The organism is Erythrobacter insulae, from assembly GCF_007004095.1.
Taxonomy (GTDB): Bacteria; Pseudomonadota; Alphaproteobacteria; order Sphingomonadales; family Sphingomonadaceae; genus Erythrobacter; species Erythrobacter insulae.
This window is the reverse complement of sequence record NZ_VHJK01000001.1, coordinates 1,621,578-1,644,540: the sequence shown is the minus strand read 5'-3', so window position 1 is coordinate 1,644,540 and position 22,963 is coordinate 1,621,578. Positions and strand designations below refer to the sequence as shown.

Sequence of the window (22,963 nt, the reverse complement as noted above, 5' to 3'; positions counted from 1 at the left end):
TGTGCACTGCAACATGAAGCGAGGAAATTATGGCAGACGCCAACACTCAATCGAAGATCGATGCAGCGACTGAAAAAGCGTATGAAGACGCTGCTGCTAAAACTGCAAGTGCAGCAAAGGTAGCAGACGCGGTTCAGGCAGATGCTCCGAAGCCAGCCCCGAAAGTGGCCGCTGTGAAAGAAGCAGTAAAAGCTCCGGCGAAACGCACTCCTGCGAAAAAGCCAGCGGCGAAAAAAGCTCCGGTGAAAAAAGCCGTTGTAGCCAAAACGCCTGCAAAGCCCGCTGCGAAGAAAACACCAGCCAAAAAGCCAGCTGCGAAAAAAGCACCTGCCTCGAAGGCTAAAATTGCTGCGAAAAAAGCAGCCCCCAAAACAACGACCACCAATCCGGTCACCAAACTTAAGGAAACCATCATGGCAACCGCAGAAAAGAACGATTTCACCGCCACCGCCAAGGAAATGGCCGCAACTGCACAAGAGCGCCTCAAAGCTGCTTATGGCAATGCAGGCGAGTTCGCCGGTGAATTCGGTGAATTCAACAAAGCAAACGTCGAAGCTGTCGTCGAAAGCGGCAAGATCCTTTTCTCCGGCGCACAAGAGCTGGCCAAGGACAATGTCGAAACCGGCAAGAGCGTTGTTGAGATCGTAACTGCAGACGCCAAGAAAATGGTTGCTGTAAAGTCGCCAACCGAACTCTTTCAGCTGCAGGGCGAGCTTGTACGTCGTAACTTCGACGCAGTCGTCGGCTACGGTTCGAAGCGCACCGAAGCTTGGGTCAAACTCTACAACGATGCGTTCGCACCAATTTCGAACCGCGTAAGCGTTGCTGCCGAGAAAATCTCGAAAGCCGCGTAAGAATTCCTTTCTGAACCGGGCCTCTCCTCTCTCCCAATCCCGGTTTATGAAATGGGCGCTAGGCGCCGGGCCGGATAGACCTATGGTTTATCCGGCCTTTTTCTATTCCCGGCTCTTGGCGCGAATGGAACATCTTACCGCACATCTCGTTAAGCCAACTTACGCTATGCGATGCGTGATGCCTCTTGCGATCACAGATACGAATCCCATAATGGAGCCTCATGGCACAGATCCGTCCCCATCTTGAACCAATCAGCCTGCCGGTTTTGCTGCGTCCGCTTTGCGCGGATGATGGTGATGGCGGGAAAGATGGCGATACCGGGACAGACGGGGAGGCCGGGATTGCGACGAAGACCCGCACAAAACCGAAAAAACCCAGCCAATACAAAGTTCTGCTTCTGAATGACGATTACACCCCGATGGAGTTCGTCGTTATGGTCCTTAAACGGTTTTTCTCGATGGATATCGAGCAAGCGACCCGAGTTATGCTGCATGTGCATCAAAAGGGCGTGGGAGTGTGCGGCATTTTCACTTACGAGGTCGCTGAAACCAAAGTGAATCAGGTGATGGATTTTGCAAAACAAAACCAGCACCCGCTGCAGTGCACACTTGAAAAGGCCTAAGGCAGACGTGTGAGCATGTTCGGCCATCCTGACCCCGATCCGATCGGCCCCGGTCAGGAAAGCGTCTGGGATTATCCGCGTCCGGCAATCTGCGAGCCGACACCGCGCAGAATCCAAATCATTCACAACAATATTGTGCTCGCCGATAGCACACAGGCATGGCGTACCCTCGAAACCAGCCATCCGCCGACGTATTATATCCCGCCTGCCGATGTGCGGTTGGAATGCCTTGAACCAAATGCAAAGCGCAGTCTTTGCGAATGGAAAGGCCAGGCGCGTTATTGGGATGTAGTCATGGATAGCGGCCGGCTGGCGGGGGCTGCATGGTCCTATCCTGCTCCAACACCGAGCTTTGCCGGTATCAAAGACCATCTCGCCTTTTATCCTGATCCGTTCGATCAATGTCTGGTCGATGGAGAAGTGATCACGCCGCAGCCTGGCCAATTCTATGGCGGCTGGATCAGTCAATATGAAGCAGGGCCATTCAAAGGCGGGCCCGGCAGCCGGTTCTGGTAAGACAGTCCCGCCATTGGCAAGAATACATGACCACGCGATAATTTCGCGCTATGGCGGTCGCACCAATCGAAATTGCGCAAAGCGAAGGGCAATGATCCAACCGTGCTGAAGTTCATCCCCAGTGTTGACCGGTATATTTTCCGGCTGGTGATCGTGCCGATGCTGGGCGTGTTTGCGCTCGCGGCTTCGCTGCTGACGCTCGACAAGATGCTGCGGCTGTTCGATTTTGTCGCTGTTGAAGGCGGCCCGATCGGGGTGGTCTTCAAAATGCTTGGCGCTTTGATCCCGGAATATGCCAGCCTCGCGATCCCATTGGGCCTGCTTCTTGGCGTCCTGCTCGCCTTTCGCAAGCTCGCAACCTCAAGTGAGCTGGATACGATGCGCGCAGTCGGTCTGTCCTACTGGCGGATGCTGCGGATGCCCTATGCGATCACATTGGTGTTGGTGGCAATCAATGTCGCGTTGGTCTTCTATGTCCAGCCGCTTAGCAATTATTACTATCAGCAGATGGAGTACGAGCTGCGCTCTGGCGCGCTCGGCGCCTCAATCAAAGTGGGAGAGTTCACCACTTTGGCAGACCGGATGGCGCTGCGGATTGAGGAAAGCGAAGATAACGGTCAAAAGCTGAAAGGCATCTTTGCCCGCGTCGCTAACGAGAAAAAACAGGTCCTTTCCATCAGCGCCCGCGAAGGCACATTCATGGCGACAACAGATGATCCCAATACGATCATCTTGCGGTTGTCCGAAGGCACCATCGTTCAGGATACCGGCAGCGAAACACCGCGCGTTCTGTCTTTCAGCCGCCATGATCTGCCGATCGATTTGCCAGCAATCGAAGATTTCCGCGCTCGCGGCGATGCGACACGCGAGTTTATATTGCCAGAGCTCCTGCGCATCGGTTGGAGCGAAACCAGTGCAGATGCCGAACGCGATGCCAGTCTGGCCACTTTCAATTTCCGTCTGGTCGAAATTGTGATGATGTTCTTGATGCCGCTTCTAGCCGTCAGCCTCGCGATACCGCCCAAACGATCAACGAGCGCGCTTGGCGTGTTTGTCTCGATCATCATGGTCGTCGCGTATCACAAGGTAAACCAATATGGGGAAGACGTCGCGACGCTTGGCCGGATTGATCCCGTTGTCGCGCTTTGGGGGCCGTTTGTGATCTTCGCCGCATTGATCATCTGGATGTATTACCGGGTTGCCTATGTCCCCGGCGGTCAGGCAATCGGAGCGCTGGAAAGCGTATTTGCGAAGATCGGCAAAGGCATCAGCAAACTCTTCAAGCGCCGAAGGCCCAAGACAGCCCTTCCCGAAGACGCAGATCCGCAATTGTCTCCGGCTGAATAGACGGCCATAGGCGTTTCATAATGCAGCTCGATTTTTTCCCTTCACGGTCGCTGACGCTCTATCTGGCAAAGATGTTTGTGGTGCGGATCCTTGCCGTGCTGGTCATGCTGGTATTGGTGCTGATGGCGCTCGATCTGCTGTCGGCAACCGGGCGCATCCTTACGCCGGAGGGGAACGGGCAAGGCGAAATTCTTAAATATGTTGGTCTGCGCATTCCGCAGCTCATTTCCCGCTTTTTGCCGTATTCGGTGTTGTTGGCGACGCTGATCACGCTGGTCACGCTCAACCAGAACAGCGAAGTTGTGGCCATGAAGGCCGCAGGGCTTTCCGCGCATCAGGTGCTGGCGCCGTTATTGCTGACCGCTGCTGTTGTCGCTGCCCTCAGCTTCGCTTTCAACGAACGGGTCGTGACCCGGGCCAATACAACTTTGAAGGCTTGGGATGCGGTTCAATATGGCCCCATCCCCGAAGACACTGGTGTTCGAACAAACGTCTATCTGACAGATGGCGTCAATATCCTCACGGCAGCTACGCTGGTTGGTAGCGGCGCGGCTATCACGCTGGACGATGTGACTTGGTATGAACGCGGGCCTAGCGGCATTATCCGCGAACAGATCCGGGCAAGCTCTGCGCGATATGCAGGACCCGGCTGGGCTCTGGAAAATCCGGTCCGCTTCGATGTCGGCAGCGCCGAAACCGAAGCAATCGATGAAATGGTAGTGGGCGCGGCTTTGACGCCCGAACAGATCGATTTGCAATCGGTGGACCCGGATGGCCTATCGTTCTGGGAACTGTCGGAGACAATTGACGAATTTGACGCAGTTGGCAGACGCACGTCCGAAATGCGGGCGAATTGGTGGCACCGGATTTCAGGGCCGCTCTCTTCGATTTTGATGCCGCTGCTCGGCTCTATCGCGGCATTCGGACTTGCACGGTCTGGCCAGCTATTTGTGCGCGCGATCATCGGGATGGCGCTTGGATTTGCGTATTTTGTGGTCGATAATGCGGCGCTGGCAATGGGCAGTTTCGGCGGGTATCCGCCATTCCTTGCGGCATGGGCGCCATTTTTCCTGTTTCTGCTCGTGGGTGAAACAGTCTTGATCCGAACCGAGGAATGAGCAGGGCAAATTGGTCTTTGCGCCTTGCGCGCCAGACAGATGCAGACGCGATGCCGGATATCGAAATCGCTGCCTCGGCAAAGTTTGCAGACGATCCTGATCTCGCCAATTTCGATTTCAGCGATCACTGGCAGGCAGATGAACTGCGCGGTCTGATCCGAAAAGGCCACTGCCTTGTCAGCTTTGTCGGTGATCAAATGGTCGGATTTCTTGCCGCACAGCCATTCCGGCGCGAATTGCATATCTGGGAGATGGACGTTCTTCCCGCCCATCAAGGCAAAGGCATTGGCGCAGGCTTAGTCCGAGCATGTCAGATAGATGCCCGCAATTCTGGCTTCAAAGCGCTCACGCTGACAACCTTCCGCGACCTCGCATGGAATGGTCCGTTCTACCGCAAGCTCGGGTTTGAAGAGGTGACTGCACTGGACGCACATCCCCGCCTGGCGGGAGAACTCGCTAATGAAGCAGATGACGGCCTACCCGCAGCGCGGCGCTGTGCAATGATCCATTTTCTCGATTGAATACACGCGGAGCCTAACGCTCAGCGTATCATGGTGCTGCGCGCAATGCGGCCTACCAGCGGGAACATTCCAGCATGATTGGCACCATCATAGGTCGATTGATCACCCAGCTCGCTTTTCAAGCGCCGGTGCGCCTCGGGCAGGTCATGATACGGCATAGACGGCATCAGGTGATGCAACGCATGATACCGCAAACCGACAGGCGCCCACACTTCGGCGATTCGGCCCGGCGGCGGCACATTGACGCTGTCCAGAAATTGAGCGGTCACTGTCATCGGTTCGCCTTCGTTTTCCCACAGATGCGCAACCAGAGTGCGCAGCTGATTAAGAACCGCCGTCACAGAAAAAATCGCCAGAGCAGTCAATAATGGGCGCCAGTCGAAAACGAGCGGGCTTAGCAGGACTGCAATCGCCCAGATGCTCGCTGCGGCCTCTTGCCAGCGGACCCGTTTGATCAGCTTGCCCGTCGGGGCCTTGCGCCGGAAATCGGGATTGATCGAAAGCGCCGAAAAACGCTGCCATACGAAATTGCGCACAGGCGGAATGAAAAGACCCAGCGGGACCAGTATTCCGAACCGAACGATCAACGCCAGTGGCGCGAGCAGAGCGACCAGCACGAAAACAGGCAGGCTCCACGGCTTCATCAAAGCCAAAGGAAGATATTCAGGGTCTTCGATTGTGCCGTATTGAGTCCGCTTGTGGTGGATCACGTGCACACCTTCATACATGAAACTTGGCGTGAGCATCGGGATGCCAACGATCAGGTTCCAGCCCAAACGGAAGCCGGGCAAAGCATCACTGCGAATATGTGTAAGTTCATGGATGAACATCAGCGCGCGATAAAGCGCGAGCGATGCCGCAATCCCGGCGGCAATGGCAATCGCAATGTTATCGGTGAGAATAGCAGTCGCAATGCCGCCATAGCCAATTCCGGCAGATATCAGCATGTCGGGCCAATAAATGCCCGGCTTCGCTTCGCCCAGATCCTTCGTCAGATCACGGGCCGCGCGCAGCATATCTTTATCATCTTCGGTTTGAAAATCGACACGCGTCGCGCGCCGCGCCAAAGGCGCGTCTTGTGCTGCGTCGGATGCAGGAATTGAGGCAGATTGTGGGTTCATCGGTTTCACTGTCGTTGGCTTTACCGTAAAAAAGGCGGCAGCGCCAAATTGGATATGTTGGCAAGAGTAATCGACTGACTTGCGCGTAGACCCGATAACGGGGCACATGTAACATCAATCAAAATAATAATACGGGATATATCGCGTGACGGACGCTCAAATAAGCATTGAGATGATCAAGGGCAAGCGTGGCCGCGCTCGGTTCGTGGATGTCGGACGGGATTTTGCCGCTAAAACCCCGAATTCGGTGCCGCAATTGCGCAGCGAACAGCTCGAACTGGTAAACCCGGACAAAAATCCATTCTTCGGGCATGCCCGCGCGCAGTTCATGATTGCTTACCGCAAAGGTATTCCGGTCGGCAGAATTTCAGCGCATATTGATGAGCTCGCTCTGCAAATGCCCGCCAGTCAGGGCTTTGGTCCGGGCACCGGGATGTTCGGATATTTCGATGCCGAAGACGAAAGCGCCGCCCATGCTCTGATCCAAGAAGCCGAAACTTGGCTACGCAGCCAAGGCATGACCCGGGTCGTAGGGCCCATTTCGCTGTCGATCTGGGAAGAGCCGGGATTGCTGGTGCATGGCCAAGATCACCCTCCGATGATCATGATGGGCCATCACCCTGCACATTATGCCGCGTGGATCGAAGCGAAAGGTTATCAGGCTGCGCAAACCTTGTTCACCTATGATCTGGATATCAGCAAGGAATTCTCACCGCTAATCCAGCGGATCGTGAAGTCGGGGGAGCGCAATGAACGGATCAATATCCGGCCCGTGCGCAAAGCACGCTGGGATGAGGAAGCCGAAATCGTCTTGTCGATCCTGAACGATGCATGGTCAGACAATTGGGGCTTTGTGCCTTTTACACCCGATGAAGTCGCCTATGCCGGCAAGAAATTGAAAACGATCATTCACGAAGATCTGAACATGATTGCCGAGGTCGACGGACGACCCGTGGCTTTCATGCTCACATTCCCGGACATCAATGACCCGTTAGCCAAGATCAACGGCAAACTTTTCCCGTTCGGTTGGCTCCATATGCTGCGCTGGATCAAAAAACCGCGCGGATCAGGAATGCGGGTTCCGTTGATGGGAGTGCTGAAAGAAATGCATAACACTCGCATGGCCAGCCAGCTTGCATTTATGATGATCAGCGCGATCCGCAAACATGCAGCAAGCACTTTTGAATCGACGCGGGGAGAGCTGGGATGGGTGCTCAAAGACAATCAGGGCATGATCGCAATCGCTGATACCATTCAAAGCGCGGTAAACCGGGAATACACGATCTACGAAAAATCGCTCTGACACGCGCGGTGATCCGACAAAAAAGGCCTCCACTTGGGAAAGTGGAGGCCTTTCGGGATCGTATCACCAGCCGCTTGGACGGGAGGGGGGTCTCGGCGGTGATAATAGCAAAATGCGCGCACCAAGATGCGGTTCCCGCAGTTTGAATTATTTTTCGAATTTTTTGATCCGAACCGATCTTTAACGTGACGCTGAAAGATCGGGCCTCCCCGCTCATGCCTGAATTCATCTGGAGTGGAGACGTCAGCGTTTCAACACGCTATGGACCTGAGCGACGGCCAGGCTATGCTAGGCTCACAAGTTCATAACAGCGAGAAATTATGTCTTTAGGTCAACAAGTTGCAGCAAACCTTCCATTCCTTCGCCGCTATGCGCGCGCATTGACTGGATCACAGGCGACCGGCGATGCCTTTGTCCGGGCAACGCTCGAGGCCGCGCTTGCCGATGAAGATTTGAAAGCATCGCTCGAAGGTGGACGCATTCCGCTATACCGCGCGTTCAACAAAGTCTGGGCCAGCGCCTATCTTGATGCGGATGCCGGCACAGCAGCAAGCGGTGAGCATGAAATCGGTGCCCAGGCCCGGCTTGGCGCGATCACACCGCTCAACCGTCAGGCATTGTTGCTTACGACGCTGGAAGACTTTTCTCCTGCACAAGCCGCCCAGATTATGGATATGGATGTCGCCGATATCGAATCGCTCATCGCCGAAGCGGTCAGTGAAATCGATCGCGAACAGGCGACTTCGGTGCTGATCATCGAAGACGAACCGCTTATCTCGATGCAGCTTGAAGACCTTGTCAGCGGTATCGGCCATGAAATCTGCGGGACGGCTGCAACGCGCACTCAGGCACAGCAAGTGGTCGAAGAAAAGATGCCGGGCCTCGTTCTGGCGGACATTCAGCTTGCCGATGGATCTTCGGGACTGGACGCGGTCGATGATATCCTTGCCATCGCAAAGGTGCCGGTGATCTTTATAACGGCGTATCCGGAACGCCTGCTTACAGGCGACCGGCCAGAGCCCACCTATCTGGTAACCAAACCATTTCAGGAAAAGACGGTGCGCGCCGCGATTAGTCAGGCTTTGTTTTTCGGGTCCACCCGCCCGCTTGATTGAGGGCTTTCAACCCTTGCCCTGATCCGTAGTTTGACGGATTTGAAACGCGCTGCGCTGCCGCACGGGAACACGCAAAGTGCAACGCACGCCGGTCTCGTCAAAATGCAGCTCCACGGGCTGCTTGAGCTCATGCGCGACGATTTTCTCAATCAGATCAAGGCCAAAGCCGCGCTTTTGCGGCGGTTCGACGATTGGCCCTCCCGTTTCCGTCCATTCGACCTCTACAAGATTATCGTCAATCAATCTCCACTGGATCGCAACTCGCCCGTCGGACGTGCTGAGCGCGCCGAATTTTGCAGCGTTGGTTGCGAGCTCATGCACGGCCAATCCGAATGACAGGGCATCATTGGGTGCAAGCTCAACCGCTGGTCCATCAACCGTAAAAGAACTGTCGGTGTTGCTGCGGAAATGCTGCAGCTCGGCCTCTATCACCTGGCTCATAGCGGTCGTCCCCCAATCGCTTCCGGTGAGAAGATCGTGAGTCGCGGATAAAGAGCGCACGCGCCCTTCCAGACTGTCAGCAAAATCGTCCAGATTGGTCGCGCGTCTGCGGGTTAGCGAAACGATCGATAGAACATTCGCCAATGTATTTTTGACCCGGTGATTGAGCTCGCGGCTGAGTGAATTCCGGATCGAATGCTGTTCTTCGTAAAACGCGAGCCTTTCGCGATCCTCATGGGCCTGCTGCGTTATCAAACGCGCCAGCAGCATAAGAAGAGACGCAAGCGCGAGCCCGAACAAAAGGGTCACCATTGATAATGGTGCCAGGACGCGGGTGGTGTCGGTTTCGACCACAAGCACCAATTCGCGATTGGCGATAACCACCGTCTCTTCGATATGGTGCGTCATCGGCCCTTCGGTGTGTCCCCCCGCAAGCCTGAGATCTTCGTCCACTAAGCCGTCGTAAAGCCGGACATCCAAATCGCCCGATGCCGTGCGCTGGATCGCCGCATCAAGGAAACGCGCCGCGTTAAAGGGGCTGTAGACATATCCGGCGAGGCTTTCATCGATATCCCTTTGCGAGGGTTCACCGTTATAGACAGGCATGAAGATCATGAATTCAGAGCCGGACCCTGCGCCATCAACAATCGGTTCAACCCTGCCAGAGGCGGTGGGCTGCACAGTGCGCCTTGCTTCGTCCATCGCTGCGGCGCGGACAGGATCGGTGTACATGTCCAGACCAAGGAGCCCGCGGGTGCGGGCGGAGTCGGGTGAAAAATATGTGACCGGCGCAGTGCGCCTGGGTGATGCGCCGATTTCGGGCCGGATATCTGGAAAATCAGGTTGGGACATGCGGGACTGTTCAAGAAATGCCGCCTCTCCTCCGCTGGGAACAACCGTTATCCATCCGATCCCCTCTGCGCCTTTGTAATCAAGGTTGACCCTTAGCTCGCTGACAAACTGGCGAAAAACCTTTGGGCTGACTTCGTCGACACTGGAAAACAGGGCGGCACCTGCGCGAAGATACGAAGAAAAACTGTTCCCCCGCCGCTCAAGCTCCGAAGCAATCGACTGTGCCTGTTCGCGCATCTGCGCTGTTTCGCTTACGCGTTCGCTGCGCTCGACCGAAAAAACGCTGAGCGCGGTGATGGCAGCTATGGCTGCGAAAATTGCGAGCGGAATGGCACGCGGGTAGTTGAGCAGCCAAAGGCGCACACGGCCCCGACCAATAAGCGGGCCGATTGGGGTTTCCCGAACCCCGGAACCCTCGGGCCGGTCATGGCCTTCGTGTTGCCTATCCGTTGTTTTGGCGTCCATGCTCACAATCTGCTAATCCGTCTGGACGGAACCAAACAGACACCGCATCGTTCCCATTACAGAGAATAAAATGCTCTGCACTCACCGCGAGCGGTATGGCCACGGGCCAGCAATAAATTAGGGATTTTGTCGAGCCAATGGCTTCGAAGAATAACGAAAAGGGCGAAGAAGCCCACAAAGACACGGACGGTGGTGAAACACCCGATTGGGCAGGCGGCTTGCGCCAGCTATACGATTCGGTTGTCGATGAACCCTTGCCAGACAGCTTTATGGATCTGCTCGCGCAGCTCGATGAGAGCGATACCGACGAAGGAAAAAAAGCCTGATGGCAGAGAAAAAACCTCTGCCAGAACGCACCCCGGCAGAAAGAGCAGCGTTTAAGCGCGAGCTAACCGAAGTCGTCCCCCATTTGCGTGCGTTTGCGCGCGGTCTTTGCGGGCGGCCCGATATGGCCGATGATCTTGTGCAGGAAACCATGCTGAAAGCGTGGGCCGCGCAGGATCGGTTTGAACCGGGCACATCGATGCGGGCGTGGACTTTTGTCATTCTACGCAACGCCTATCTTACCGATATGCGCCGCAACCGTTTCCGCGGCGAGTATGATGAAGGCGTCGCCGAACGCATCCTGACCGCGCCTGCTGGACAGGAAGAACCCATTCACCTTTCCGATATGCACCGCGCGTTGCTAACCCTGCCGCCAGAACGCCGCGAGGCATTGTTGCTCGTTGGTGCAGGCGGTTTCTCGTATGATGAAGCAGCCGAGATTTGCGGCTGCGCAGTTGGTACAATCAAAAGCCGTGTGGGACGCGCCCGCGCAACATTGAATTCAATGTTGGCCGACGGCGATATTCCCCAGCGGTCGATTGATGATGCAACCGCGCACCGCGCGATCCTTGAAGAACTCGATGAAGTCGCTGCCGGTAGAGGGATCGCCGCAGCAAAAAGTTAATCGGTTGCTGTATCCGCTCCGCCCTGATCCACAGCTGATGCCACGGCGACGTTCATGGTGACATTGGCCAGCGTGCGCATGATGTCGGGTATCATTTCAACCGCCACGAGCAACGCCAGCGGCTCTATCGGTATACCCATAGCCAAAGCGATCGGGCCGATCGAAACGACAAAGCTGATCGACCCCGGCAAACTCACTGATCCGATACTGATGATCACAGCGATCAGAATACCGACCACCATCAACGAAACTGGAACATCAATTCCAGCCAGCGCTGCAACGTAAAGCGCCACGGCCAGATTCATCGCAACACTGGTCGAACGGAAAATCGCAACGGCCAACGGCAAAACGAATTCGCTTGTCTCGGCCCGCAATTTCAAACGGGTCGCGCTGTCGAGCATGGCGGGAAGGCTGGCGAGCGAGCTTTGCGTTGATACCGCAACAGCCTGAGCCGGGGTGATCGCTTTGGCAAAACGAAGCGGATTGATCCCGCCAAGGGCAAACGCAATCACATATGCCAAGACCAGAATAAATCCGCCCATCGCGGAAATGATCAATATGTAATGTGCCAGCGCAGCGAATGCTCCGCCGCCGCTCCGCATGCCGACCCCAAACGCCAGCGCAAACACGCCGATCGGAGCGATCCACAAGACCCAGCCGATAATCATCAACATGGCGTTCGCAAGTGCATGGAAAAAACCAAGCATAGTTGCATTTTGATTGGCGGGCAATTTCGCGATGGCAATCGCAAACAGCGCAAAGAAAATGGTGAGCGGAAGCATCGCAGTCTCCGCCGCTGCGGCAATCATGTTGGGCGCGATAAGCGATGCGGCAAAGTCCAGAATACCCGGCACCTGTTGCTTGTCATCGGGCACGGCTGCCATGAAACCGCTGGCCGCTTCGGGGATTGGAACCGCTTGCAGGACCAACGGCATCACCAATGCAGTGAAAATTCCGCCCGCGATCAACACACCGAACACCAGCAGCAAGAATTTGACCGCCGCTGCGCCGGCTCTTGCCGCTGCGATCATTTGCGCAATACCCAGCACCAACAGGCTCGCAACGAGCGGGATGATCGTCATCTGCAATGCCCGCAGCCACAATGTCCCGACCAAAGCGATAAAATCCTGCAATCCTTGGGCGATCCCGCCCCCGGCCAGAACCACGCCAAAACCCAGCCCAGCGATCAAAGCAACAAAGGTCGCGATCACCGGAAGACGGATCGCTATCAGCTCAAAATTATCTTGCGATGCACGGTCAAAACCTGCCCGATCATTATTGCTCACTGAAACGAACCCCTGTTACGTGCAAATCTTTACGTTCACGCTCTTCACTTTGCGCGATAACCGCGCCAGAAGCGCCTGACAAATACGACCGATCATTGAAGGAGCTCTTTCGAGCATGGCACGCAAGTTCTTTGGCACTGACGGGATCCGGGGTCGCACCAATTCTGGCATAATGACAGCCGAAACAGCAATGAAGGTCGGGCAGGCCGCAGGGCGGCACTTCGTCCGCGGCGGCCATCGTCACCGCGTTGTGATTGGTAAAGACACGCGTCTTTCCGGCTATATGGTCGAAAGCGCACTGGTCGCCGGTTTCACAAGCGTCGGGATCGATGTGATTATGACCGGCCCCCTGCCAACCCCGGCAATCGCTTTGCTTACGCGGGAAATGCGCGCTGATATGGGGGTCATGATTTCGGCCAGCCATAATTTATACGCCGATAATGGAATCAAACTGTTTGGCCCCGACGGTTTCAAATTGTCCGACGCAGCCGAAGCTGAAATCGAACGTCTGATCGAAACCGAGATCCCCCTTGCCCCCGCGGAGAAGATTGGCCGCGCCCGCCGGATCGAAGACGCGCGCGGACGCTACATCCACGCGGTCAAGGATTCCGTGGCGAGCGAAGTGCGGTTTGACGGCCTGAAAGTGGTTGTCGATTGCGCGCATGGCGCCGCCTATCAGGTGGCCCCGTCGGCAATTTGGGAATTGGGCGCAGACGTTATTGCGCTGGGCGTGAATCCGAACGGCGTAAATATCAATGATGGCGTGGGATCCACCGCCATCGAAGCTCTCCAGGCCCGCGTCGTCGAAGAACAGGCGCATATCGGGATCGCTCTGGACGGAGATGCCGACCGCCTGATCGTAGTCGACGAGAAAGGCCGCGCGGTCGACGGTGATCAGATCATGGCTTTGATCGCGACGCGAATGCACGAAAAGGGTTCACTCAGAGGCGGCGGCATCGTTTCCACCGTCATGTCGAATCTGGGGCTGGAGCGGTATCTGGCCTCGAAGGGGCTTACACTTGAGCGCACCAAAGTCGGTGATCGCTATGTGCTGGAACGGATGAAAGAAGGCGGGTTTAATATTGGCGGCGAGCAATCGGGCCACATGATCATGTTGGACCATTCGACCACGGGCGACGGCACAGTTGCCGCTCTGCGGGTGCTCACCAGCCTGGTTCGATCCAAACGGCCCGCCAGCGAGATTTTGCATCTGTTCGATCCGGTGCCGCAATTGCTCAAGAATGTCCGATATTCCGGCGGAGCGCCGCTTGAAAACGAAACAGTCAAAGCGGTCATCGCCGAGGCCGAAGCCGAGCTGGAGGGCAAAGGCCGCCTCGTCATTCGTCCGTCAGGCACAGAGCCCGTTATTCGCGTTATGGCCGAAGGCGACGACCAGTCTCAGGTCGAAGCGGTGGTTGACCGCGTATGCGACGCTGTGCGCGCGGCGGCATAAGCGTAGCATCTGGTATGTTGGAAATGCGCCCCGATTGCGAACGCTGCGGCACCGATGTTCCTGCCGAGGCTCCCGGTGCATTCATCTGCAGCTTTGAGTGTACATTCTGTGCCACTTGTGCGGAGGAATTGGACGATCAATGCCCCAACTGCGGGGGTGAATTGATGGACCGGCCAACACGGGCCGCGAAACTTCACGAAGAATACCCACCATCCACCACCAGAAAGTTCAAAGGGTGAGCGAGACCCGCCCTCCCCGTATTCTGGCTATCGCCGGGTCGGATTCCTCCGGCGGAGCAGGTATCCAGGCAGACATAAAAACAATCACGATGCTCGGCGGTTATGCCATGAGCGCGATTACGACGGTCACAGCGCAAAACAGCGTCGGCGTTCAGGCAATCGCCCCCATGGGCGGAGCCATCGTGCGCGAGCAGATTGCCTCGTGCGTGAATGATATCGGGGTCGACGCTATCAAGATCGGGATGCTCCACGATGTGGAGATCATCACCGCCGTAACCGAAGGGCTCGCGCTGATTGATAACGCCGTGCCGGTTGTGCTGGACCCGGTTATGGTCGCAACCAGCGGCGCGACATTGATCGCGCAGGATGCAATCGCTGCGATGCGCGAAATGCTGTTCCCGCGTGCCGATTTGATAACCCCAAACCTGCCAGAGCTTGCGCATTTGCTTGAGCGCAGCCTCGATAATTCGTCACAAATGGCGGAGGCGGCGCAGGAATTGGGTGAAGACACAGGGGCGGCCGTGCTCGCAAAAGGCGGGCATACCAGCGATGCCCGCATCATCGACATTCTCTATGTACCCGATGCGCGTGCCGTTCAATTCGACCACGCACGGATCGATACGCGGCATACGCATGGTACGGGATGCACTTTATCCTCGGCAATCGCGACTTTGCTGGGCCATGGGCAGCCGCTTGAACATGCTGTGCGGCTTGGGCGAAACTTTGTCCGTGAGGCTATCGAGAACGCGCCCGGCTATGGGCTTGGCAACGGGCCGTTGGGCCATCAGGCAGTTCGCAAACTGTGATGGAGCCGGTGATCCGGGTCGACGACGCTGGATGATCAAAGGCGCGAGAATTCAGGCATCAAACCTGCGTGGCCTTGGCCTCATCACCTATGGCGAGTGTTGGCATAACAATCACCGCGCGCAGAGCGCCCGGGACGACTTGATCGAACAAGTCCCGCTTTAGCTTTTGAGGTCGTAAAATTCGGAAATGTGATCCCAGGCTTCATCTGCGGTTTCACACCAGCGGAACAGCTCCAGATCTTTCTTCGAAATCGTGCCTTCTTCCGCAATCGCATCAAAATCGACGACGCGGGTCCAGAAATCCTTGCCAAATAACAGGATGGGCACAGCCTTCATCTTGCCGGTCTGAATCAGCGTCAGCAGTTCAAAGAATTCATCAAATGTTCCGAAACCGCCGGGGAACACCGCAACAGCGCGCGCGCGAAGAAGAAAGTGCATCTTGCGCAGCGCGAAATAGTGGAAGTTTAGCGACAGATATGGCGTGACATACGGGTTTGGCGCCTGTTCGTGCGGCAACACAATGTTCAGGCCGATGGACTCTCCGCCTGCATCGCTTGCCCCGCGATTGCCTGCCTCCATAATCGAAGGGCCACCGCCGGTCGTGATGACAAACTGACGTTTGCCGTCCTCGATAATGGCTTTTTCCGTTATGAGCCGGGCGAGCTTATACGCTTCATCGTAATATTTGGCTTTTTCGGCCAAACGACCGGCGACTTTCTGTTCGAATTCGGTGCCATCTTTTGCGGCATCGATCTTGGCCTGCGCCTGCTCAGATGATGGAATGCGCGCCGATCCGTACATCACCATGGTCGATCCGACGCGGGCTTCATCCAGCAGCATTTCGGGTTTCAGCAATTCCAGCTGAAACCGGACCGGACGCAATTCATCACGCAGCAGAAAATCATGGTCGCGAAACGCCAGCTTATAGGCCGGGTGCTCCGTCTGGGGCGTTTTATCGGGCGCTTCTTCGGTGAAACGCGATTCTTCGCCCGCGTGGTAAAACTTATGATCGGTCAGGTCTTTTTCTGTCATGGCGAACCCCTAGGCGCGCGCAAGTGCATCGGCAAGGCGACGTTTGGCAGCGCATGGTTGAAAATGGATGCCCCGTGAGGATTCGAACCTCAATTGACGGAGTCAGAGTCCGTAGTCTTACCATTAGACGACGGGGCATTACGCGGGGGGATAAACGGCAACCCTCAGCGCGAGAGCGCGCCTCCTAGTTTCGCGTTGCAGCACAGTCAAGGCCCGGCTCGCTTGCTCTTGCTGCCCGCATGAGTTAGCTCTGGCCTCAGGTGCTCGTGCCATATTCGTGCGAGTGAGATGAAAGATACAGTATTATGGCGGCCGCTCATCCGCCGGACGCAGATAAAAAAGCTGGTAAGAAAAGGGGCCGCAGGTCCGGCAAAGTAGCTGATTTTCGCTACAAACGTCCCTTCCGGCATGATGGAAAAAGCGATTGCGCCAAAGGGCAAACCCGCGCGCATTGCCAATCCGAAAATCAGGGTTCACCCCTAAATCAGACACCGAATGGTAAGCCGCAGGCAGCGCATAACGGGCATCGTCCGGGTGAGGCCTATGCCGCGCTTGACCTTGGCACGAATAATTGCCGGCTTTTGATTGCCCGCCCTTCTGGCAAGGATTTTACCGTGATCGACGCGTTTAGCCGGGTTGTGAAACTGGGCGAAAATCTGGCGACGACGGGCAAACTGTCCGATGAAGCGATGGACCGCGCCTTGGGCGCTTTATCGGTTTGCGCTGACAAATTGCGCCGGCGCAAGGTGCGGCTTGCCCGATCCGTCGCGACCGAGGCATGCCGCCGCGCTGCCAATGGTCCGGCATTTATAGAGCGCGTGCGCAACGAAACCGGCATTGCGCTTGATATAATCACCGCTGAAGAAGAAGCGCGGCTGGCGGTTCTGGGCTGTCACATCTTGCTGGAACAGGGCGAAGGTCCGGCGATGATCTTTGATATCGGTGGGGGTTCGACAGAACTCGTGCTGCTGAAACCCGGCGGCAAAATTCCGCGAATCATTGATTGGCAAAGCGTGCCGTGGGGCGTCGTATCACTCACCGATACTGTCGGACGCGGGGAAAACAATCGCGATGCAAGAATGGCTCGCTATGCCAAGATGCGCGAAATCGTATCGGGCAGCTTTGCCCCTTTTGCGGATCGGATTGCCGATGCGGCCACCCAAGATGATATCCGTCTTTTGGGCACGAGCGGGACGGTGACAACCTTGGCGAGCTTGCATCTGGAATTGCCGCATTATGATCGCAAAGCGGTGGACGGTTTGATCGTTCCCTCGGACGCGATGCGCGATATCAGTGGCAGTTTGTCTGCAATGTCGCCGGAAGATCGCTGTACATTGCCGTGTATTGGCAATGACCGTGCCGATCTGGTTGTGGCCGGGTGTGCCATACTTGAATCCATTTTGGACCTGTGGCCAGCCGAACGGCTCGGCGTGGCCGACCGGGGAATTCGCGAAGGCATTCTGCGCAGCCTGATGGCGGCAGAACGGCAAAGCGAAAGGGCGCTCAAGGCGCTGCATGACAATCGAATAGGCAAGGCAGAATAATGGCGCGTTCCGGCCGGGATCCTGAAAAACGGGTCAAGACAGCAAAGAAGCGCAGCGAATCGTCGATCCGCTGGCTTCAGCGTCAGCTTAATGATCCATACGTCAAAAAGGCCAAGGCCGATGGCTATCGCAGCCGCGCGGCATACAAACTCATTGAACTGGATGACAGGTTCGGTTTGATTCGGGGGTCAAAGCGCGTGGTTGACCTTGGCATTGCTCCGGGCGGCTGGGCTCAGGTGGTTCGGGCAAAATCTCCCAAAGCGAATGTTGTCGGGATCGATTTGCTACCAACCGAGCCGATTGAAGGCGTCACCATTTTCGAGATGGACTTTATGGACGATGCTGCACCCGCAGCATTGGAGGATGCGCTGGAGGGTGCCCCCGATCTGGTCCTGTCAGACATGGCGGCGAACACTGTCGGCCATAAACAGACCGATCATTTGCGCACTATGGCACTGGTCGAAGCGGGAGCATGGTTTGCGACAGAGACGCTGGAAAAAGGTGGATCGTTCGTCGCAAAAGTGCTGGCAGGGGGAACAGACGCCGATTTGCTGGCTCTGCTCAAGAAACACTTCAAGACAGTCAAACATGCCAAACCGCCGGCGAGTCGCAAGGATTCGTCCGAATGGTATGTCGTGGCTCAAGGGTTCAAAGGGCGCGAATAATCGCGCCCCTTTGACAGATTATTCGGCGGGCGCTTCTTCGGTTTGCGCCGCTGCATCCTGCTCAGCTGCTGCTTCGCCTTCTGCCCCGGCTTCAGCAGCCGCGTCCTCTTCGGCGACAGGCGTGAATTCCGGAGGCGTAAGGCTGCCGCCATTTTCATTGAGGTACAGCGCAACTGCCGCGCGGTCTTCGATTTTGCCGAGACCGGCAAAGCTCATCGAAGTTCCGTTTACGTAACCTTTGGGTGATTTGAGCCACGCATCCATTTCTTCCCAGCCCCAGTTGCCACCGGCGCTTGAAAGCGCGGACGAATAGCCAAACCCGGCTTTGCTGGCGAAAGCTGCGCCCATGACGCCATGCAGATTGGGGCCGATTCCGTTAGGACCGCCCTGCGCGACATTGTGACAGGCCTGACACTTGGCAAAAACTTTCTCGCCATCTGCGGCCGACACCAATGAAATCGCTTCGGGAAGACTGATTTCCGCAGGTCCGTCTGCCGGTCCCTCTGGCTCCGCGATGAAATAACCGGGCTTTTCCGGCATCTCAGGACTGTCAGCGTGGAAAAATTTCCCGCTGAGAATCGAAAGGCCGAGGCCCAGACCTGCTGCGAACAGCACCCAGCCCGCTGCTGTGTTGAACATATCGCCACCGCCATTGGCGGCTACGGGCGTCGCTTCCGAAGAGTTTTTCTGTGTCATCTGTGCGGTCCATTAATGCCCGGCTCCGCTGCTTGCAAGAGAGATCGCAACATCTATCATTGCATAACGCGCAACCGGGCTTGCCGCGGCTGCTTTGCCGCACTAGCAAAGCGCGTATCATGCGCAGTTTTCCCGGACCAGCTCTCGCCATCGTAGATCAGCTTCGTACAGAAGCCGAAGCCGATCCGCCGCGCGCTATCGCATTTCAAGGATCGCCCGGCGCAAATTCGCATCGCGCCGCCAGAGAGGCGAGGCCGGATGCCCTGCCCCTTCCCTGCTTCAGTTTCGAAGACGCCCTGGAGGCGGTGAAAGATGGCCGCGCAGGTCAGGCGATTATTCCGATTGAAAATTCTCAACACGGCCGCGTCGCCGACATCCACTTTCTGTTGCCAGAAAGCGGGCTGACGATTGTCGGTGAATATTTCATGCCGATCCACCATGCTTTGATGGGTATCGGCAAAGGTCCGTTTGAGGTCGCGTACAGCCACCCTCAGGCGCTGGGTCAATCGCGCCTGTTCCTGCGGGAACGCGGCATTGTTCCGCTCAGCCACGCCGATACGGCAGGCGCTGCCGCCTTTGTTTCGGAAAAAGGCGATCCAAAACTTGCCGCGATCGCACCTGCAATTGCGGCCGAGCTGTACAATCTCGACATTGCCGAAACCAATGTCGAGGACAGTCATGATAATATGACGCGGTTTGTTATTCTGGCGAACGATGCAGCGGCGCAGCCGGTGTCACCGGACAAGCAGGCAATCACCACCTTCGTTTTCGAGGTAAAGAACATTCCGGCGGCCCTGTATAAGGCGATGGGCGGCTTTGCGACCAACGGCGTCAATATGACCAAGCTGGAAAGCTATCAAAAAGGCGCGAGTTTTTCCGCAACGATGTTTTATGCCGATATTATCGGGGCGCCGGGCAACCCGGCTGTTGACCGGGCGCTTGAGGAATGTGCGTTTTATTCCAAGGAATTGCGGATTCTGGGCACCTATGAACAGGCCAGAGCGCGCGGTTAGAGCGTTTGCTTTAATGCGCTGTTGCGCCGCGCCTTTAGCCGTGCCACCACCAACGATGGATGACCAACGCAGCCTCGTCTTTGCCTGTCGAAACGCGTGCTGATACAAGCGCGAGCGCCACAAATGCTGCGCTGGAAAGTTGGGACGATGTCCGCAGCGATAGCGACATACAATTCGAACCTGTCGATATTCCGCCGATCGAGCCGCGTGAGCCCAATTTTATAGAGCAAGCGCTCGATGCATTGTTTGGCTTCCTCGCAGAATTGCTGGCCCCTATCGGCGCATTGATCGGGGCGTCTTGGCCCGTATTGCAATGGGTTCTCTTGGCGCTCGCCATTGCGTTTGCGGGCTACATCCTTTTCCGAACGATTGGGCCGGTCAGCCGCAAACGGCGCGCTGAACAGGCAAACCGGGCTGCCCGCGGCGAACCCGAATGGGCTCCCAGCCGCAGTGAAACGCTGTCGCTGCTGGAAGATGCCGACCGGTTGGCGGCCGAAGGGCGCTATGCCGAGGCCACCCGGCTGCTGCTGCAACGCAGTGTTGGCCATATCGCTGCGGCCAAACCGGAATGGGTTGAGCCGTCGAGCACCGCAAGAGAGCTTGCCTCCCTGCCCGCTTTGTCTGACGCAGCCCGTCGGGCCTTCGGAACAATTTCCGAACGCGTGGAGCGCAGTCTATTCGCGCTGCGCTCACTCGATCAAAGCGATTGGGAGGCAGCGCGCGCAGCCTACACCGAATTTGCTCTCGTCAAAATCGGAAGCCGCGCATGACCGGCACCGCCTCGGCACGGCGATCCGCCTCTCCATTCAGCCGCGCAGGGGTGCTGGGCATCGTGCTGGTCGGCTTTGCCGCCTTTATCGCGTTGCTGTATTTCATCAGCGCCGGCGACACCGGTGATCGCGGCAATACCGGGGCTGCTCATGCCAGCGCGACAGGTTTGAATGGCTATGCGGGCCTTGTCAGACTGCTTGAGAATGAACAGTTCGACGTCACGCTGTCACGCACACCAAGCGGGCTCGAAACCACCGATCTTCTTATCCTTACACCGCCGCTCTATTCCGATCCCGAAGACATCGCGCAAATCCTGGAGGCACGCGATTATCTGGGGCCGACGATGGTCATTTTGCCCAAATGGTCGGCCAGCGGCCCGCCTAACAATTTGCCCGCCGAAACTGCCGATAAATTCAAAGACGGCTGGGTTGCACTTGGCAGCGCCAACACCCTCCAGTGGACCAGCGAGCTTCCGGCACCCTTTGCTCTGACGCAGAAAATCGAAACTCTGGAAGACGATGAAGTGCCGCAGTGGAGCGGGCTGGATCAAAGCGGAGAGGTGCCGACCAAGACCATCGCCTATGCCGAACAAAGCGCCCTGCATGACCCTTTGATCACCGATCAAAGCGGGCATATTCTTGCGCTAAGCGTGCTGGGCGAGGAAGACAGCGAATATTACAACAATGCCCATTGGACAGTCTTTGTCGTCGAACCCGATCTGGTGAACAATTACGGTCTATCCCGCCAAGAAAACGCAGCCGCAGCCATCGCGCTTGTCCAGCAGGCTGGATATGAAGGCGATTATTCTGCCGTTACCTTTGATTTGACTCTGAATGGATTTGGCGGCGCGGAAAATCTTCTGACGCTCGCGTTTCGACCGCCCTTTCTGGCGGCCACATTGTGCCTGATACTGGCGATGCTGAGCATCGCGTGGCGCGCATTTTTGCGATTTGGCCCTGCTGCGATTGGCGGTCCGGAAATTGCATTTGGCAAAAAACAGCTGGTGAGCAATGGAGCTGGCCTGATTGTCCGGGCCAGGCGGTTTGGTTTGCTTGCCGCGCCCTATGCCGATTTGTCTGCCCGGCGGCTGGCGAGCCGGCTTGGATTGATAAAGCATGATGCCGAAGCGATTGATGCGGCGCTCGCGGTGCGTTTGCCCGAAGAAGAACCCTATTCGCTTCGCGCAGATCGGTTGCGCGAAGCCCGATCATCCACCGAAATACTACGCGCCGCACAGGCGCTGAGAGAGCTTGAAGGGAAACTTGCGAAATGAGCATGAGCCTAGACGAATTGCGCACTTTGGCCGATGCGATCCGCGCCGAAATAGCAAAGGCCGTAGTCGGTCAAAATGAGATAATCGAACAATTGCTGGTTGCGATGGTCAGCGAAGGGCACGTGCTGCTGGAAGGCCCTCCGGGAACAGCCAAAACCTTTCTGGCGAACAGTTTCGCAGCGGCGCTGGGCCTTGATTTTGGACGGATCCAATTCACACCTGACCTTTTGCCGGGCGATATTCTTGGTTCCAACCTGTTCAATTTTCAGACCAGTCAGTTCACGCTAACGCGCGGCCCGATTTTCTGCGAGGTGCTGCTCGCCGATGAAATCAACCGGACGCCGCCCAAGACGCAGGCCGCCTTGCTCGAAGCGATGCAGGAACGGCGCGTCACACTGGATGGGGAAACACACCAATTGCCGCCGCGCTTTATGGTGGTCGCCACCCAGAACCCGATTGAGAACCAGGGCGTTTATCCTTTGCCCGAGGCACAGCTTGACCGGTTCCTGTTTAAACTCCTGGTCGAGTATCCTGATGAAGCTGAGGAAACCCGGATCGTTACCGATTTCGGTAAGCGCCAAGGGCCGCAGCGTCCGGCCGATTTGGGTGTCAAAGCTGTCGCCAACACCAATCAATTGGTCGCGGCCAGTTCCGCGCTTCAACATGTCACCGTAGCCAAAGAGATCACGCAATATGTCGTGCAGTTGATCAGAGCGACGCGTGAACACGCAGAACTCGCCGTCGGTGCCAGCCCGCGTGCCGCCGTCATGCTTGCCAATGCGGCTCGCGCGCGCGCCGCGCTGGCCGGACGCGCCTATGCCATCCCGGACGATGTCAAAGCGCTCGCCGTTCCTGTTCTGCGCCACCGTCTGACACTCAGCCCGGCTGCTGAAATCGAAGGGCGCGACATAGAGGCTCTGGTCGCTGAACTGGTCGAAAGCACCGAGGCGCCGCGTTAGT

General features: G+C 56.7%; 24 protein-coding genes and 1 tRNA gene. 19 read left to right on the top strand and 6 right to left on the bottom strand.

Annotated features, from left to right (window positions below):
• Positions 1 to 29 precede the first annotated feature (29 nt).
• From FGU71_RS07865 to FGU71_RS07840, 6 genes are all read left to right on the top strand, one after another.
• Positions 30 to 854 (top strand): phasin family protein, encoded by an 825-nt coding sequence (locus FGU71_RS07865; protein WP_142788058.1) that lies wholly within the window; start codon positions 30 to 32, stop codon positions 852 to 854.
• A gap of 221 nt (positions 855 to 1,075) precedes the next feature.
• Positions 1,076 to 1,477 (top strand): ATP-dependent Clp protease adapter ClpS, encoded by a 402-nt coding sequence (gene clpS / locus FGU71_RS07860; protein ID WP_234035686.1) that lies wholly within the window; start codon positions 1,076 to 1,078, stop codon positions 1,475 to 1,477.
• A gap of 15 nt (positions 1,478 to 1,492) precedes the next feature.
• The gene (locus FGU71_RS07855) at positions 1,493 to 1,993 is read left to right on the top strand and encodes a DUF427 domain-containing protein (RefSeq protein WP_142789040.1); all 501 of its coding nucleotides are present in this window, start codon (positions 1,493 to 1,495) and stop codon (positions 1,991 to 1,993) included.
• Between the two features lie 105 nt (positions 1,994 to 2,098).
• A complete protein-coding gene (locus FGU71_RS07850; RefSeq protein WP_142789039.1) occupies positions 2,099 to 3,340 on the top strand; it encodes an LptF/LptG family permease in 1,242 nt (413 codons plus the stop codon).
• A gap of 20 nt (positions 3,341 to 3,360) precedes the next feature.
• Positions 3,361 to 4,458 (top strand): LPS export ABC transporter permease LptG, encoded by a 1,098-nt coding sequence (lptG, locus tag FGU71_RS07845; RefSeq protein WP_142788057.1) that lies wholly within the window; start codon positions 3,361 to 3,363, stop codon positions 4,456 to 4,458.
• Positions 4,455 to 4,979 carry a GNAT family N-acetyltransferase gene (locus FGU71_RS07840; RefSeq protein ID WP_142788056.1) on the top strand — a complete coding sequence of 175 codons (525 nt, stop codon included), beginning with the start codon at positions 4,455 to 4,457 and terminating at the stop codon, positions 4,977 to 4,979. Before lptG ends, FGU71_RS07840 begins: the two co-directional genes overlap by 4 nt.
• 20 nt (positions 4,980 to 4,999) lie before the next feature.
• On the opposite strand, the gene FGU71_RS07835 is transcribed toward FGU71_RS07840, so the two are convergent.
• Entirely contained in the window at positions 5,000 to 6,100 is a 1,101-nt protein-coding gene (locus FGU71_RS07835; protein ID WP_142789038.1) for a fatty acid desaturase family protein, read from the bottom strand.
• Positions 6,101 to 6,245: 145 nt separating this feature from the next.
• Here FGU71_RS07835 and FGU71_RS07830 point away from each other — a divergent pair, with 145 nt between their 5' ends.
• Positions 6,246 to 7,403, top strand: coding sequence for an N-acetyltransferase (locus tag FGU71_RS07830; RefSeq protein ID WP_142788055.1), 1,158 nt, complete (start codon positions 6,246 to 6,248; stop codon positions 7,401 to 7,403).
• Between the two features lie 320 nt (positions 7,404 to 7,723).
• On the top strand, positions 7,724 to 8,518 hold the full coding sequence (locus tag FGU71_RS07825) for a response regulator (RefSeq protein WP_142788054.1): 795 nt from the start codon (positions 7,724 to 7,726) through the stop codon (positions 8,516 to 8,518).
• Positions 8,519 to 8,524: 6 nt separating this feature from the next.
• On the opposite strand, the gene FGU71_RS07820 is transcribed toward FGU71_RS07825, so the two are convergent.
• Complete coding sequence (locus FGU71_RS07820) at positions 8,525 to 10,276, bottom strand: CHASE domain-containing protein (protein ID WP_142788053.1); 1,752 nt, start codon at positions 10,274 to 10,276, stop codon at positions 8,525 to 8,527.
• 137 nt (positions 10,277 to 10,413) lie between these two features.
• Between FGU71_RS07820 and FGU71_RS07815 the strand changes: the two genes are divergently transcribed.
• The gene (locus tag FGU71_RS07815; protein WP_142788052.1) at positions 10,414 to 10,602 is read left to right on the top strand and encodes a NepR family anti-sigma factor; all 189 of its coding nucleotides are present in this window, start codon (positions 10,414 to 10,416) and stop codon (positions 10,600 to 10,602) included.
• Positions 10,602 to 11,225, top strand: coding sequence for a sigma-70 family RNA polymerase sigma factor (locus FGU71_RS07810; RefSeq protein ID WP_142788051.1), 624 nt, complete (start codon positions 10,602 to 10,604; stop codon positions 11,223 to 11,225). Before FGU71_RS07815 ends, FGU71_RS07810 begins: the two co-directional genes overlap by 1 nt.
• On the opposite strand, the gene FGU71_RS07805 is transcribed toward FGU71_RS07810, so the two are convergent.
• Complete coding sequence (locus FGU71_RS07805) at positions 11,222 to 12,511, bottom strand: dicarboxylate/amino acid:cation symporter (protein WP_234035685.1); 1,290 nt, start codon at positions 12,509 to 12,511, stop codon at positions 11,222 to 11,224. The two genes, FGU71_RS07810 and FGU71_RS07805, sit on opposite strands and share 4 nt — an antisense overlap.
• 115 nt (positions 12,512 to 12,626) lie before the next feature.
• On the opposite strand from FGU71_RS07805, the gene glmM reads away from it, so the two are divergent.
• From glmM to thiD, 3 genes are read left to right on the top strand one after another with little or no spacing between them, the layout of a single operon-like run.
• Positions 12,627 to 13,964: a phosphoglucosamine mutase gene (gene glmM / locus FGU71_RS07800; RefSeq protein ID WP_142788050.1), complete on the top strand. Its 1,338-nt coding sequence runs from the start codon at positions 12,627 to 12,629 to the stop codon at positions 13,962 to 13,964.
• Between the two features lie 14 nt (positions 13,965 to 13,978).
• Positions 13,979 to 14,203: a DUF1272 domain-containing protein gene (locus tag FGU71_RS07795; RefSeq protein ID WP_142788049.1), complete on the top strand. Its 225-nt coding sequence runs from the start codon at positions 13,979 to 13,981 to the stop codon at positions 14,201 to 14,203.
• A complete protein-coding gene (thiD, locus tag FGU71_RS07790; protein WP_142788048.1) occupies positions 14,200 to 15,009 on the top strand; it encodes a bifunctional hydroxymethylpyrimidine kinase/phosphomethylpyrimidine kinase in 810 nt (269 codons plus the stop codon). Before FGU71_RS07795 ends, thiD begins: the two co-directional genes overlap by 4 nt.
• Before the next feature lie 159 nt (positions 15,010 to 15,168).
• Here thiD and FGU71_RS07780 read toward each other — a convergent pair whose 3' ends face one another.
• Both FGU71_RS07780 and FGU71_RS07775 read right to left on the bottom strand, forming a co-directional pair.
• Entirely contained in the window at positions 15,169 to 16,041 is an 873-nt protein-coding gene (locus tag FGU71_RS07780) for an LOG family protein (RefSeq protein ID WP_142788047.1), read from the bottom strand.
• 64 nt (positions 16,042 to 16,105) lie between these two features.
• Positions 16,106 to 16,179, bottom strand: a tRNA-Gln gene (locus FGU71_RS07775).
• 167 nt (positions 16,180 to 16,346) lie between these two features.
• On the opposite strand from FGU71_RS07775, the gene FGU71_RS07770 reads away from it, so the two are divergent.
• Together FGU71_RS07770 and FGU71_RS07765 are read left to right on the top strand one after the other, a co-directional pair.
• Positions 16,347 to 17,585 carry a Ppx/GppA phosphatase family protein gene (locus FGU71_RS07770; RefSeq protein WP_142788046.1) on the top strand — a complete coding sequence of 413 codons (1,239 nt, stop codon included), beginning with the start codon at positions 16,347 to 16,349 and terminating at the stop codon, positions 17,583 to 17,585.
• A complete protein-coding gene (locus FGU71_RS07765; RefSeq protein WP_142788045.1) occupies positions 17,585 to 18,250 on the top strand; it encodes an RlmE family RNA methyltransferase in 666 nt (221 codons plus the stop codon). The genes FGU71_RS07770 and FGU71_RS07765 overlap by 1 nt, the downstream gene beginning before the upstream one ends.
• Positions 18,251 to 18,268: 18 nt before the next feature.
• Here the strand turns inward: FGU71_RS07765 and FGU71_RS07760 are convergent, their stop codons facing one another.
• Positions 18,269 to 18,946 (bottom strand): c-type cytochrome, encoded by a 678-nt coding sequence (locus tag FGU71_RS07760; RefSeq protein WP_142788044.1) that lies wholly within the window; start codon positions 18,944 to 18,946, stop codon positions 18,269 to 18,271.
• Positions 18,947 to 19,065: 119 nt separating this feature from the next.
• Between FGU71_RS07760 and FGU71_RS07755 the strand changes: the two genes are divergently transcribed.
• From FGU71_RS07755 to FGU71_RS07740, 4 genes are read left to right on the top strand one after another with little or no spacing between them, the layout of a single operon-like run.
• Positions 19,066 to 19,959: a prephenate dehydratase gene (locus tag FGU71_RS07755; RefSeq protein WP_142788043.1), complete on the top strand. Its 894-nt coding sequence runs from the start codon at positions 19,066 to 19,068 to the stop codon at positions 19,957 to 19,959.
• A 59-nt stretch (positions 19,960 to 20,018) separates the two neighbouring features.
• Positions 20,019 to 20,729, top strand: coding sequence for a hypothetical protein (locus FGU71_RS07750; protein WP_234035684.1), 711 nt, complete (start codon positions 20,019 to 20,021; stop codon positions 20,727 to 20,729).
• Positions 20,726 to 22,003, top strand: a complete 1,278-nt coding sequence (locus FGU71_RS07745; RefSeq protein ID WP_142788042.1) for a DUF4350 domain-containing protein — start codon at positions 20,726 to 20,728, stop codon at positions 22,001 to 22,003. Before FGU71_RS07750 ends, FGU71_RS07745 begins: the two co-directional genes overlap by 4 nt.
• Positions 22,000 to 22,962: an AAA family ATPase gene (locus FGU71_RS07740; protein ID WP_185960236.1), complete on the top strand. Its 963-nt coding sequence runs from the start codon at positions 22,000 to 22,002 to the stop codon at positions 22,960 to 22,962. Before FGU71_RS07745 ends, FGU71_RS07740 begins: the two co-directional genes overlap by 4 nt.
• The last annotated feature ends 1 nt before the right edge of the window (position 22,963 follow it).